The sequence below is a fragment of the Pseudocitrobacter corydidari genome, assembly GCF_021172065.1.
Lineage (GTDB): Bacteria > Pseudomonadota > Gammaproteobacteria > Enterobacterales > Enterobacteriaceae > Pseudocitrobacter > Pseudocitrobacter corydidari.
In genome coordinates this window covers 937,317-950,002 of the sequence record NZ_CP087880.1, presented here as the reverse complement: position 1 = coordinate 950,002, position 12,686 = coordinate 937,317, and the positions used below count along the sequence as shown (strand labels likewise).

Sequence of the window (12,686 nt, the reverse complement as noted above, 5' to 3'; positions counted from 1 at the left end):
GTTGTAACAAAAGATGACTTCTACGAGGCAGACTATTGGTCATGGAAATCTCATACTGTCGCGCGTTATGGCGCAACTTTCTCGGGCAATCCCCGGACTGGTATAAACTTTTACTCCTGATATTTCTGGTAATTAACCCGATTATCTTTCTCGTTAATCCCTTTCTCGCCGGATGGCTACTGGTTGTCGAGTTTATCTTCACCCTGGCGATGGCGCTCAAATGCTATCCGTTGATCCCCGGCGGGCTACTGGCGATTGAAGCGGTGATTGTCGGCATGACGTCAGCTGAACACGTGCGTGAAGAAATCGCGGCTAATCTCGAAGTATTGCTGCTGCTGATCTTCATGGTCGCCGGTATCTACTTTATGAAGCAGCTGCTGCTGTTTATCTTCACCCGCTTGTTGCTGAGTATTCGCAGCAAAATGCTGCTTTCGCTGGCGTTTTGCCTGGCGGCGGCATTCTTGTCAGCCTTCCTTGATGCGCTGACGGTCGTCGCGGTGATCATCAGCGTCGCGGTGGGTTTCTATGGCATTTATCACCGAGCGGCGTCAAACCGTACTGACGATGACGATCTGCTCGATGATAGCCACATTGATAAACACTATCGCGACGTACTGGAACAATTCCGCGCGTTTCTGCGCAGCCTGATGATGCACGCGGGCGTCGGCACCGCGCTTGGCGGCGTGATGACGATGGTCGGCGAACCACAGAACCTGATTATCGCCAAAGCCTCCGGCTGGCACTTCGGTGAGTTCTTTATGCGAATGGCTCCGGTTACCGTGCCGGTGTTTATTTGTGGCATCACCACCTGCCTGCTTTTAGAGAGATTCAAGCTGTTCGGTTACGGGGCCACGCTTCCGGAGACCGTGCGCAAAACACTGCATGATTTTGATGAGCGAAGCCGTAAACAGCGCTCGCGCCAGGACACCATGCGCCTGTGCGTTCAGGCGCTGATTGGCGTCTGGCTGGTGCTGGCGCTGGCTTTCCATCTGGCGGAAGTCGGGTTAATTGGTCTGTCGGTTATCATCTTTGCCACCTCGTTCACCGGCATTACCGATGAGCATGCCATCGGCAAAGCCTTCACCGAGGCGCTGCCCTTCACCGCGCTGCTGACCGTCTTCTTCGCGGTCGTTGCGGTGATTATTGACCAGCACCTGTTCGCGCCAATCATCGACTTTGTGCTGCAAGCTTCTCCGCACGCACAGCGCTCGCTGTTCTATATCTTCAACGGTTTGCTGTCGTCGATTTCCGATAACGTGTTTGTTGGCACCGTCTATATCAACGAAGTGAAGGCTGCGCTGGAGTCTGGCGCTATCGACCTCAAACAATTTGAGATGCTGGCGGTCGCGATCAACACCGGCACTAACCTGCCGTCAGTCGCCACGCCGAATGGTCAGGCGGCATTCCTGTTCCTGCTCACCTCGGCGCTGGCACCGCTCATACGACTTTCTTATGGTCGCATGGTCTGGATGGCGCTGCCTTACACCATTGTACTGACACTGGTTGGGCTGCTGTGCGTTGAGTTTGCCCTGCAACCCGCCAGCGACTGGCTATTGGCGCTCGGTTGGATCCCCTCTCCACATTTACCTTAAAGCTAAACTGCCCGGCCAGTAGTGCCGGGCATTTAATGTTCATTTACGTAATAATTGCTAAACGTCAGTGGCGGCAGGCTTTTTTTGGTTTAAACTGCTGCTCTTAAACATGTTCCAGGGAAATGATTATGTTGCGATATTTGAACCAGTGCTCACGAGGCCGTGGCGCGTGGTTGTTGATGGCGTTGACTGCCTTTGCACTTGAACTCGTTGCGCTGTATTTCCAGCATATTATGCTGCTGCAGCCGTGCGTCATGTGTATCTATGAGCGTTGCGCCCTGTTCGGCATCATGGGTGCAGGTATTGTAGGCGCCATCGCCCCAAAAACGCCGCTGCGTTACGTCGCCATGGTGATTTGGATCTACAGCGCCATTCGTGGTTTGCAGCTTGCCTGGGAGCACACGATGATTCAGCTGCATCCGTCGCCGTTTATGACCTGCGACTTTGCCGCGCGCTTCCCGACCTGGCTGCCGCTCGATAAATGGCTGCCGCAGGTGTTTGTCGCATCCGGCGACTGCGCGGTGCGTCAGTGGTCTTTCCTGTCGCTGGAAATGCCGCAGTGGCTGGTCGGTATCTTCGCCGCTTATCTGGTGGTGGCGGTGCTGGTGATTATCGCTCAGCCGTTTAAGCCGAAAAAACGCGATTTGTTTGGTCGATAATGACTTCTAAAAAACGCGCCTTTTGGCGCGTTTTTTAATTCCGCAGTGCTGCCTGACAAAATAAAACACTGGATAAATATCCAAACCTGCGTATAGTGTTCGGCGTTATCAATACAAAGGAATTTATTTGTCTCGTAAAATGACAGGCATTGTCAAAGCTTTTGACTCCCTCAGCGGTAAAGGTCTCATCACCCCTTCAGATGGTCGTAAAGACGTTCAGGTTCACATCTCAGCCCTCAGTACCCATCAATCCGAATCTCTGATCCCCGGCATGCGCGTGGAGTTTTGCCGCGTAAATGGTTTACGCGGGCCAATGGCGGCAAACGTTTATTGTTCGTGATGGCGTTGGGGTTAGTCTGCCCACTCAGGCTTATTCATAATATGGTCCTGCCAGTCGCGCACTTCCGACTCTTTCACAGCAATATGGCGCACAGAAATACGCTCGCCATGCATCGCGGCTTTTGAGCCGGTCAACAGCGGATGCCACTCCGGCAGACCTTTCCCCTCCGCCAGCAGGCGATAGGCACAGGTGTGCGGTAACCACTCGAAGGTTGGCAAATTCTCGCGGGTGAGTTTGATGCAGTCCGGCTCATATTCGAAACGACGTTCGTAGTTACGGCACTGACAGGTTTTGATGTTCAGCTGACGGCAGGCAACGTTGGTGAAATAGATTTCATCCGTGTCTTCATCCATCAGTTTATGCAGGCAGCATTGCCCGCAGCCATCGCACAGCGATTCCCACTCGGCGTCAGTCATTTCGTCGAGAGTTTTGCTTTGCCAGAAAGGTAATTCGCTCATAAGGATGTCCACATCAAAAACCAGGGTGCACCTTATAACCAGTCTGGCACAGGGATGCAAGTTTTGCCGCCCAATCAGGGCGGCAAGAAGGGATTACAGTACGCGGGTAGAGAGGGAAAGGCCGTTGAACTGTACGGTCAGTTCATCGCCGCTCAGCAGTGGCCCCACGCCTTCGGGGGTGCCGGTTAACACGACATCGCCAGGCTTCAGAGTGAAGAAACGGCTCATATAGGCAATCAGCGGGATGATTTTATGGATCATGTCTGCCGTCGTTCCCTGCTGGCGCACCTCGCCGTTAACCGTTAACGCCAGCGGCGTATTCTGCGGATCGCTCTCGAATTCGGCAGCCGGAATAAAACCAGAAATCGGGCAGGAATTATCAAAGCCTTTGGCTTTTTCCCACGGTTGCCCCGCTTTCTTCATTTTACCCTGCACATCGCGCAGCGTGAGATCCAGCGCTACGCCATAACCCGCAATCGCTTTCTGAACGTGCTCTTCGGTTGCCTGGCGCAATGTTGCGCCAATCAGCACCGCCAGTTCAACTTCATGATGCACAGAACCCAGCCCTTGCGGAAGCACCAGCGGTTGGCGAATATCGCAAAGCGCGGTTTCCGGTTTGATAAACAACACCGGTTCTTCCGGAATAGCGCTGCCCATTTCCTGAATGTGCTTTGCGTAATTACTGCCGACACAGACGACTTTACTGACCGGATAATCCAGCAATGCCCCTTGCCAGTTATGATGCTGATACATTCGTTTCCCCTATTCGTTTTTCAAACATATTTGTTATAACTAATAGACTCATTTTTCGACCAACATCAATAACGGACCAGGATTAATCTTGCGGTTTACCTGATTCGGCCAGATGCTGTTTCAGTAAATTCTCAGGCGGCGGCGGGATCTGTAAATAATATCCCTGCTCTTTGAGGGCCTGTTTTACCTTTTCAAGATCCGCGTTCACCAGCTGTTTACGCCCGTCCAGCGGCAGCAGCATCGCCAACTGCGGTTGCCCGAAGCCTTTCATCAGCTCCTCAGGCACGCGGGAGAAATCGTCTCTTTTTTCGACATAAAGATAGGTTTGGTCGCGTTTAGCGCTCCGGTAGATCACACAAAACATACTTTTACTCTTATTTAAGCCCGTGGTGACTTGCCTCTATATATCAGTGACTATAACATGCCTGATAGTCTTCGGAATATCACCGCATAGTGCTGGATGATAAATAGCAAATTGAGTAAGGCCAGGATGTCAAACACGCCAATCGAACTTAAAGGCAGTAGCTTCACTTTATCAGTGGTGCATTTGCATGAGGCAAATCCCGAGATTATTCGTCAGGCGTTAGAAGACAAGGTGGCTCAGGCTCCGGCTTTTTTTCGTCACGCGCCGGTGGTGGTAAACGTCAGTAGCCTGGAAGAGACGACCCAATGGCAGCCGTTGCAGCAGGCGATTAATGCTGCGGGTTTGCGTATTGTGGGCGTGAGCGGCGCGAAGAACCCGCGCATGAAAGCGGAAATCGACAAAGCGGGCCTGCCTTTACTCACTGAGGGTAAAGAAAAAATCGCCCGCCCTGCTCCCGCCGAACCTCAACCTCAGCCAGAACCTGCCCCAACTGTTAGCACGATCACAAAAACGCGATTGATTGATATGCCGGTTCGTTCCGGTCAGCGCATTTATGCGCCAAACTGTGATCTGATTGTTACAAACCACGTGAGCGCAGGCGCAGAGCTTATCGCTGATGGTAACATTCATGTGTATGGCATGATGCGGGGACGCGTGCTGGCTGGCGCTGCCGGTGACCGGGAGGCACAAATTTTTTGTACACATCTGGCAGCGGAATTGATGTCCATTGCCGGGGAATACTGGCTGAGCGATCAAATCCCAGCCGAGTTTTATGGCAAAGCGGCGCGTCTGCGTTTAGACGACAGCGCTTTGACAATTCAACCGTTTAATTAATCCCTTTTAACAAGGAATTTCTATGGCACGCATTATTGTTGTGACTTCGGGTAAAGGGGGCGTGGGCAAAACCACCTCCAGCGCGGCCATCGCGACTGGTTTGGCGCAGAAGGGAAAGAAAACTGTCGTTATCGATTTCGATATCGGACTGCGAAACCTCGACCTGATTATGGGCTGTGAACGCCGCGTTGTGTATGATTTCGTTAACGTTATTCAGGGCGATGCCACGCTGAACCAGGCGCTGATCAAAGATAAGCGCACGGAAAATCTGTTTATTCTTCCGGCCTCACAGACCCGTGATAAAGACGCATTGACCCGCGAAGGCGTCGCAAAAGTACTCGAAGAACTGAAGAAGATGGAGTTCGACTTTGTGGTCTGCGACTCCCCGGCGGGCATCGAAACCGGCGCGCTGATGGCGCTCTATTTCGCCGATGAAGCGATCATCACCACCAACCCGGAAGTCTCTTCCGTGCGCGACTCCGACCGCATTCTGGGCATTCTGGCCTCGAAATCGCGTCGTGCGGAAAACGGTGAAGAACCGATTAAAGAACACCTTCTGCTGACCCGCTACAATCCGGGTCGCGTAAACAAAGGCGATATGCTGAGCATGGAAGATGTGCTGGAAATTCTGCGCATTAAACTGGTCGGCGTCATCCCGGAAGATCAATCTGTACTGCGCGCCTCCAACCAGGGTGAACCGGTTATTCTGGATGCGGTGTCCGATGCAGGTAAAGCCTACGCTGACACTGTGGATCGTCTGTTGGGAGAAGAACGTCCTTTCCGCTTCATTGAAGAAGAGAAGAAAGGTTTCCTCAAACGCCTGTTCGGAGGATAAATTATGGCATTACTCGACTTTTTTCTCTCACGAAAAAAGAGCACCGCGAATATCGCGAAAGAACGCTTACAGATTATTGTGGCAGAACGCCGCCGCAGCGATGCTGAACCGCATTACCTGCCGCAGCTGCGCAAGGACATTCTGGAAGTCATCTGCAAATACATTCAGATTGACCCGGAAATGGTGACAGTACAGCTGGAACAGAAAGACGGGGATATCTCGATTCTGGAACTTAACGTGACCTTACCGGAAGCGGAAGAATCTAAGTCCTGATATCGCTGGTCGATGTGAGAAAAAACCCCGGAAGGCGCAGGCCACCGGGGTTTCTTTTTTAGCGCGGATACTCGGCGAGCAGCGCGTCAAGACGGCCACCCAGCAGCTCGCCGCGCCAGCCGGAGATCATCTCTGGTGCGCTGGCGAAGGTTTTCAGCTGCCAGTGCCAGTTCAGCAACTGGTTAATCTGGCGACGCGACGCCAGCAGTTCGGCACTTACACCAGATTCCTGCCCCACTTCCTGCACCAGCGCTTTAATCTCTTTAAACGCTTTGCGATAGCCCGGCATGTCCATCAGATTCAGCAACGGCTCTGGCAGTGCGTCATCCGGTAGCGCCTGCGCTTTCGCCACCAGGCTCAGCAGCGTTTTACCATGGAAGCGGATCTCACTACCGGAAAGGCCCAGACTGTCGAGCTCGCCCATGCTGCCCGGCATATAGCGCGCCACGCTCCACAGATGTTCTTCACGCACCACAAAATTCACCGCCAGATCGCGCTCACGGGCTTTACGCAGACGCCAGTCGGCCAGCAGTTGCAGGCACGCCAGCTGACGCGTACGCAGTTGCCAGGCGTTGGTGATGTCGCGCCAGGCTTCCGCCGGGTCAACCACTTCCTGACGACGCTGCTGCATGAGACGGCACTCATCCAGTGCGGCGTCTAAGCGCCCTGCCTGCTCGGTTTCCGCCATCAGCTTGTGCGCGATAGGCAGCAGATACCAGACGTCTGCCGCCGCATAGATGCATTGACGCTCGGTCAACGGGCGCGCCAGCCAGTCGGTACGCGACTCGCTTTTGTCCAGTTTGACGCCGGTATACTCTTCCACCATCGCCGCAAAACCCCAGGACATCGGGCGGCCGCAAAACGCGGCCAGAATTTGGGTATCAATCAGCGGTTTTGGCATTGAACCGAATACATTCAGAAACACTTCCAGGTCTTCGCTACCCGCGTGCAGGAACTTAGTGATGCGGGTGTCCTGCAAAATCGCCTGCAACGGAGACCAGTCGGTAATGCCGAGCGGATCGATAAGCGACGTTTGCTGACCATCAAACAGCTGAATGAGTCCCAGCTGCGGATAATAGGTACGGGTGCGGACAAACTCGGTGTCCAGCGCGATGGAAGTAACCTGCGCAACGGCTTCGCACAAGGTGCTCAGCGCTTCGTTGGTGGTGATCATCTGATAGTTCAAATCATACTCTCTTAGATTGCGCCCAATAAAAACGCCGGCATAGCCGGCGTCTGGCGACTTAGAAATTTCTCAGCCTTTATTCTCTACTTTAGCACGTGCTTCGTCACGTAATTCTCGTCTCAAAATCTTACCAACGTTAGACTTCGGTAATTCATCACGGAATTCGACAAGTTTCGGCACCTTATAGCCCGTTAGCTGGCGGCGGCAGAAGGTGATGAGCGCTTCATCAGTTAACGAGGCGTCTTTCTTAACGACAAAAATCTTCACCGTTTCGCCGCTACTTCCCGCCGGTACGCCGACGGCCGCCACTTCCTGAACGCCAGGATGCTGCATCACTACATCTTCAATTTCATTTGGATACACATTGAAGCCAGAGACCAGAATCATGTCTTTTTTGCGATCGACAATACGCAGGAAGCCTTCGTCGTCCATCACCGCGATATCGCCAGTATGCAGCCAGCCGTCTTTGATGATTTCATCCGTCGCGTCCGGACGCTGCCAGTAGCCCAGCATCACCTGTGGCCCTTTCACGCAAAGTTCACCCGGCTCGCCGTGCGCCACTTCGTTATCGTCATCATCCACCAGCTTAACATCGGTGGACGGCACCGGCAGGCCAATACTGCCGCTGTGATAGTCGATATCGTGCGGGTTGACGCTCACCAGCGGCGAGCACTCCGTCAGGCCGTAACCTTCCAGCAGATACTGCCCGGTCAGTTTTACCCAGCGTTCAGCAACCGCATTCTGTACCGGCATGCCGCCGCCCGCCGAGAGATGCAGTGTCGAAAAGTCGAGCTGCTGAAACTCTTTGTTGTTCAGCAGCGCGTTGAATAAGGTATTTACCCCGGTCATCGCGGTAAACGGGTATTTTGCCAGCTCTTTCACCAGCCCCGGAATATCGCGCGGGTTGGTGATTAACACGTTCTTACCGCCCAGCTCGATAAACAGCAGGCAGTTCATGGTGAGCGCAAAGATGTGATACAGCGGCAGTGCGGTTATCACCAGCTCCGTACCGCGATGCAACAACGGCCCATAGGTGGCGTTAACCTGTTCGAGGTTGGCGAGCATATTGCGGTGCGTGAGCATCGCGCCTTTCGCCACGCCGGTAGTGCCGCCGGTATATTGCAGGAACGCGAGATCGTCGGCGCTGATCTCAGGTTTAACATACTGAAGCCGATAGCCGTTGTGCAGCGCGCGACGGAAAGAGATAGCATCCGGCAGATGATATTTTGGCACCAGACGCTTGATGTACTTCACCACAAAGTTAACCAGCGTCCCTTTCGCGGTGGAAAGCTGATCGCCCATGCGCGTCAGAATAACGTGCTTCACCTGGGTTTTTTCGACGACTTTTTCCAGGGTGTGGGCAAAGTTGGAGACAATGACAATTGCTGCCGCACCGCTGTCGTTGAGCTGATGCTCCAGCTCGCGTGGGGTATAGAGCGGGTTGACGTTCACCGCAATCATGCCCGCACGTAGAATACCAAACAGCGCGACCGGATATTGCAGCAGGTTCGGCATCATCAACGCCACGCGATCGCCCTTTTGTAACCCAAGCCCCTGCTGAAGATAGGCGGCGAACGCACGACTGCGCTCTTCCAGTTTACGAAACGTCATCACTTCGCCCATGTTGACGAACGCTGGCTGGTCAGCATAGCGCGTCGTGGCATGTTCGAAGAGTTCAACCAGGGATTGATAACGGTCAGGATTGATATCCGCCGGAACATCGGACGGATAACGGTTGAGCCAAACCTTCTTCAAAGTATCACCTCTAAAATGCGTATTCGTCGTCATCACAACCCCAATTAATAAACCATCCGTTAACATAATATTAACTCAGCGTACCAGTTTATTAATTACACAAACCGCAGGTTGCGAAGCGCGTCACTTTTTATTTTTCTAATACCATCTAAATAAAGAGACAGCGGACTAGCCGCTGCCTCTTTTCTTTTACAAATCAATTCGTTATTCAGTAACGATAGTTTGTACCTGAGCGGGGCCGGGGTTATACCATCCCCAACCGCCATAACCGTAACCCCCACGCCACGGATGCGGGCCGTAGAACCAGGGATCAATCGGCTGCGGCGGCATCACCACCTGCTGGGTCACCCGCCAGCGTTTATAGCCGGTGACCTGAACACGCAGATACTTGTAGGCGGTATTGCCAATCTTGCCTTCCACCGTGCCCGCAATAGGGCCGACAACCGTCACCAGTTGCCCACGGAAATCGACGGGGTCAAGGAAGCCATTAACATCGGCATAAATTCGCCCGCGCGAAGGTTCGCCAAGAATCGGGCGCGCACCGCTGTCGAGGGGTACGGTAGCAATTTCCAGACGCGTATTACCGTTGGTATTCTGCACATTGACCACTTTCCCACCGAAACGGGACTCCTGGCCGACATACAACTGCGGCGATGCCATTACGCGCACCAGATCCTGCTGCGGCGTTGGGCTGCTGCCCTTAATAGCATCCGGCACGCTGACGCAGCCACTCAGTGCGACAGCAATAAGCCCCGCCAGAGCAATGCGAACGACCGCTTTTTGACCCGCCATGATGCAACTCCTTTTTCTCAGTATTTACTTACTAAGATTCATTCACGGCCCGGAAGTTTCTTCCATGCCACTTCGTTGCGTAAATATTTAGGTTCGGCTTTCTCAACGGCGACGGTTTTGCCCTGCTCCAGCAGATAAACCGCGATGGGTAGCATATCTTCGGCTGCGGGCAGTAACACCTCGCCATCGGTTATCGTGAGGTGCGTGGCGTCGGCGGCCAGTTCAGGCCATGCCGGCCAACCGGTGCCCACGGTTACCCATTCACCGGATAACTGCATGAGACGTGCTTTAACCGCTTCCGGTTTCAGTACCGCTTCACTCTCTTCGCCGTGCCAGATGCCCTGCTCGTCGCGAACATACTCCGCCCAGTAGACTTCGCCCATGCGGGCATCAATGGCGGCCAGAACGCGCGTCGCGCCGCTTTTGCGGAATGCGCCCTGCGCCATGGTCGCAAGCGTCGAGACGCCAATCATCGGCAGTTCAGCGCCGAGCGCCAGCCCCTGCGCGATACCGATACCGATACGCACACCGGTAAAACTGCCCGGCCCACGGCCAAAAGCCAGCGCGTCCAGCTCCGCTAAAGTGACGCCGCTTTGGCTAAGAATATCCTGCACCACAGGCAGAATGCGTTGGGTGTGTTCACGAGGACAGAGTTCAAAATGAGCACAGATGTCACCGGTATTCCACAGGGCAGCCGAGCAGGCTTCCGTGGCGGTGTCGATAGCCAGAATTCGCATGATTCGTCGCGCTCTCGCAATTGCAGATCAATAAAATGGCGCGCATCTTAGCACACTTTGTACCAGGCTGCGCCCTTGTTAACGAATGGATGACATCGCCAGGAAACGAACCGCGCGCCCGATATCCCGCGTGCGCGGTGCAGGCGGCAGGCTGGCAAGGAACGTTGCGCCGTACGGGCGCATCACCAGACGATTGTCGCAAATCACCAGCACACCGCGATCGTCGGTGTCGCGAATCAAACGCCCGACGCCCTGTTTAAGGGTAATGACCGCATCCGGCAGCTGAACGTCTTCAAAGGGATCGCCGCCGCGCAGACGACAATCTTCCATTCGCGCCTTCAGCAGCGGGTCATCCGGTGAGGTAAACGGCAGTTTATCGATGATCACCAACGAGAGCGCATCACCACGCACATCCACACCTTCCCAGAAACTGCTGGTCGCCACCAGTAGCGCATTACCCGCGCTGACAAACTGTTGCAGCAACTGCCCTTTGCTGGTTTCGCCCTGGAGTAACACCGGTAACGTCATAGTGGCGCGGAACTGCTCCGCCAGATCACGCATCATGGCGTGTGAGGTGCAAAGCATAAAACAGCGGCCATCGTTGGCTTCGATGATCGGTTTTAACATGGCCGCCAGATGACGCGCCGCGCCGGGCTGATTGGGTAACGGCAGGTTACGCGGTACGCACAGCAGTGCCTGATGCGCGTAGTCAAACGGGCTCGGCAACAGGAGTGAGTGCGCCTCTCCGATGCCGAGGCGATCGGTGAAGTGATGCAGATCGTCGTTCACCGATAAGGTGGCCGAGGTAAAAATCCAGCTACCCGGCTTCTGCGCCATGACTTCTTTGAATTTATCGGCTACCGTGAGCGGCGTTAGCGCCATGGTAAAGTGGCGCGAGTTGCACTCATACCAGTAGCTGTAACCCGGCTGGTTGACGTCTTTCAACCGTTTGAGTCGCGCACGATACAGCGTCGCCCGTTCAAAGGCCGCGTCCAGCAAAGCAGAGCGCCCCAGCGACAGTTTGGCGACGTCATAGCACAGCTCCAGCGCATCATCTAACAACAGAAGCGCGCGCTGAATGGTGTTATCTGCCAGCAGTTCACGCAGATTCCCGCGATAGCCAGGATCGCCCAGCTGCAAGCGGAAGTCCTGAGTGGCCTGCGCCAGGCGGTCAGCACATTTTTGCAATTGCTGGGTATCTTTCAGTTCTGTTCGGTACGCGATGGTGATGTCTTTGGCGAGGTCTAACAGCTGTCGGCTGGAGAGCGACTGACCAAAATACTGGCTGGCGATATCAGGAAGCTGATGCGCTTCATCGAAAATCATCACCTCGGCCTCGGGTATGAGTTCCCCGAAACCGCTCTCTTTGACCACCATATCGGCCAGAAACAGGTGATGGTTGACCACCACCACATCGGCGTCCATCGCTTTTTTACGCGCCTTCACCACAAAGCAGTCGGCGTACTGGGGGCAGTCGCTACCGAGGCAGTTGTCATTTGTGCTGGTGACCAGCGGCCAGGCCTGCGAATCTTCCGCGACGCTGACACAGGTGCTGATGTCGCCATCAATCGTTTGATTCGCCCACGAACGGAGCAGAATAACATCGCTTAAGGTGTTCACCGGCAGATCGCCGCCCGCCAGCGCCTGCTGTTCAAGACGTTCAATACACAAGTAGTTCGAACGCCCTTTCAGTAACGCCAGTTTGCCTTTGAATTCCAGGGCTTTCGCCACCGTGGGTAAATCACGGCTGTAGAGCTGATCCTGCAACGCTTTCGAGCCGGTAGAGATAATCACCTTTTTATCGGCGCGCAGCGCGGGCGCAAGATAGGCGTAGGTTTTCCCGGTACCGGTACCCGCTTCCACCACCAACGGTTCGCCGTCACGGATTGCCTGCGCCACGGCGTGCGCCATCTGGCGCTGCGGTTCGCGTGGTTTGAAACCGGTAATCGCTTTCGCTAACTGACCGTCTGCTGCAAAATCGTCCGTCACACTGCCCCCTGTTTATTTGGACAGTGATTATGTCAGGCTGACCGTCCTTTCGCCAGTCGAACGGGTGACGACCGGGCAACAATGTGGCACTCTTGCGCACGTAAAGGAACTTCAACAGA

14 protein-coding genes are annotated in these 12,686 nt (G+C 54.4%); 6 read left to right on the top strand and 8 right to left on the bottom strand.

Going from position 1 to position 12,686, the window contains the following annotated elements:
* Window positions 1-41 precede the first annotated feature (41 nt).
* The 3 genes from nhaB to cspF all read left to right on the top strand — a co-directional run bounded on the left by nhaB (window position 42) and on the right by cspF (window position 2,591).
* Window positions 42-1,592: a Na(+)/H(+) antiporter NhaB gene (gene nhaB, locus G163CM_RS04425; RefSeq protein WP_231827044.1), complete on the top strand. Its 1,551-nt coding sequence runs from the start codon at window positions 42-44 to the stop codon at window positions 1,590-1,592.
* Window positions 1,593-1,720: 128 nt separating this feature from the next.
* A complete protein-coding gene (gene dsbB / locus G163CM_RS04420; RefSeq protein ID WP_231827043.1) occupies window positions 1,721-2,251 on the top strand; it encodes a disulfide bond formation protein DsbB in 531 nt (176 codons plus the stop codon).
* Window positions 2,252-2,378: 127 nt separating this feature from the next.
* Window positions 2,379-2,591 (top strand): cold shock-like protein CspF, encoded by a 213-nt coding sequence (cspF, locus tag G163CM_RS04415; protein ID WP_231827042.1) that lies wholly within the window; start codon window positions 2,379-2,381, stop codon window positions 2,589-2,591.
* 11 nt (window positions 2,592-2,602) lie between these two features.
* Here the strand turns inward: cspF and G163CM_RS04410 are convergent, their stop codons facing one another.
* The 3 genes from G163CM_RS04410 to G163CM_RS04400 form a co-directional block, all read right to left on the bottom strand.
* On the bottom strand, window positions 2,603-3,049 hold the full coding sequence (locus tag G163CM_RS04410; RefSeq protein WP_231827041.1) for a YcgN family cysteine cluster protein: 447 nt from the start codon (window positions 3,047-3,049) through the stop codon (window positions 2,603-2,605).
* Between the two features lie 93 nt (window positions 3,050-3,142).
* Window positions 3,143-3,802 (bottom strand): fumarylacetoacetate hydrolase family protein, encoded by a 660-nt coding sequence (locus tag G163CM_RS04405; protein WP_015964090.1) that lies wholly within the window; start codon window positions 3,800-3,802, stop codon window positions 3,143-3,145.
* Window positions 3,803-3,884: 82 nt separating this feature from the next.
* Window positions 3,885-4,166 (bottom strand): YcgL domain-containing protein, encoded by a 282-nt coding sequence (locus G163CM_RS04400; RefSeq protein WP_015964089.1) that lies wholly within the window; start codon window positions 4,164-4,166, stop codon window positions 3,885-3,887.
* Between the two features lie 126 nt (window positions 4,167-4,292).
* On the opposite strand from G163CM_RS04400, the gene minC reads away from it, so the two are divergent.
* From minC to minE, 3 genes are read left to right on the top strand one after another with little or no spacing between them, the layout of a single operon-like run.
* Window positions 4,293-5,000 carry a septum site-determining protein MinC gene (gene minC, locus G163CM_RS04395; protein ID WP_015964088.1) on the top strand — a complete coding sequence of 236 codons (708 nt, stop codon included), beginning with the start codon at window positions 4,293-4,295 and terminating at the stop codon, window positions 4,998-5,000.
* Between the two features lie 22 nt (window positions 5,001-5,022).
* Window positions 5,023-5,835, top strand: a complete 813-nt coding sequence (gene minD, locus G163CM_RS04390; RefSeq protein ID WP_015964087.1) for a septum site-determining protein MinD — start codon at window positions 5,023-5,025, stop codon at window positions 5,833-5,835.
* 3 nt (window positions 5,836-5,838) lie between these two features.
* Entirely contained in the window at window positions 5,839-6,108 is a 270-nt protein-coding gene (gene minE, locus G163CM_RS04385) for a cell division topological specificity factor MinE (RefSeq protein ID WP_015964086.1), read from the top strand.
* Window positions 6,109-6,166: 58 nt separating this feature from the next.
* Here the strand turns inward: minE and rnd are convergent, their stop codons facing one another.
* From rnd to G163CM_RS04360, 5 genes are all read right to left on the bottom strand, one after another.
* Entirely contained in the window at window positions 6,167-7,294 is a 1,128-nt protein-coding gene (rnd, locus tag G163CM_RS04380) for a ribonuclease D (protein WP_231827040.1), read from the bottom strand.
* 69 nt (window positions 7,295-7,363) lie between these two features.
* The gene (gene fadD, locus G163CM_RS04375; RefSeq protein ID WP_231827039.1) at window positions 7,364-9,049 is read right to left on the bottom strand and encodes a long-chain-fatty-acid--CoA ligase FadD; all 1,686 of its coding nucleotides are present in this window, start codon (window positions 9,047-9,049) and stop codon (window positions 7,364-7,366) included.
* A gap of 204 nt (window positions 9,050-9,253) precedes the next feature.
* Entirely contained in the window at window positions 9,254-9,841 is a 588-nt protein-coding gene (locus G163CM_RS04370) for a Slp/YeaY family lipoprotein (protein ID WP_015964083.1), read from the bottom strand.
* A gap of 38 nt (window positions 9,842-9,879) precedes the next feature.
* Window positions 9,880-10,578, bottom strand: coding sequence for a tRNA (adenosine(37)-N6)-threonylcarbamoyltransferase complex dimerization subunit type 1 TsaB (gene tsaB / locus G163CM_RS04365; RefSeq protein ID WP_231827038.1), 699 nt, complete (start codon window positions 10,576-10,578; stop codon window positions 9,880-9,882).
* A 78-nt stretch (window positions 10,579-10,656) separates the two neighbouring features.
* A complete protein-coding gene (locus tag G163CM_RS04360; protein ID WP_231827037.1) occupies window positions 10,657-12,567 on the bottom strand; it encodes a DNA repair helicase YoaA in 1,911 nt (636 codons plus the stop codon).
* Between the last annotated feature and the right edge of the window lie 119 nt (window positions 12,568-12,686).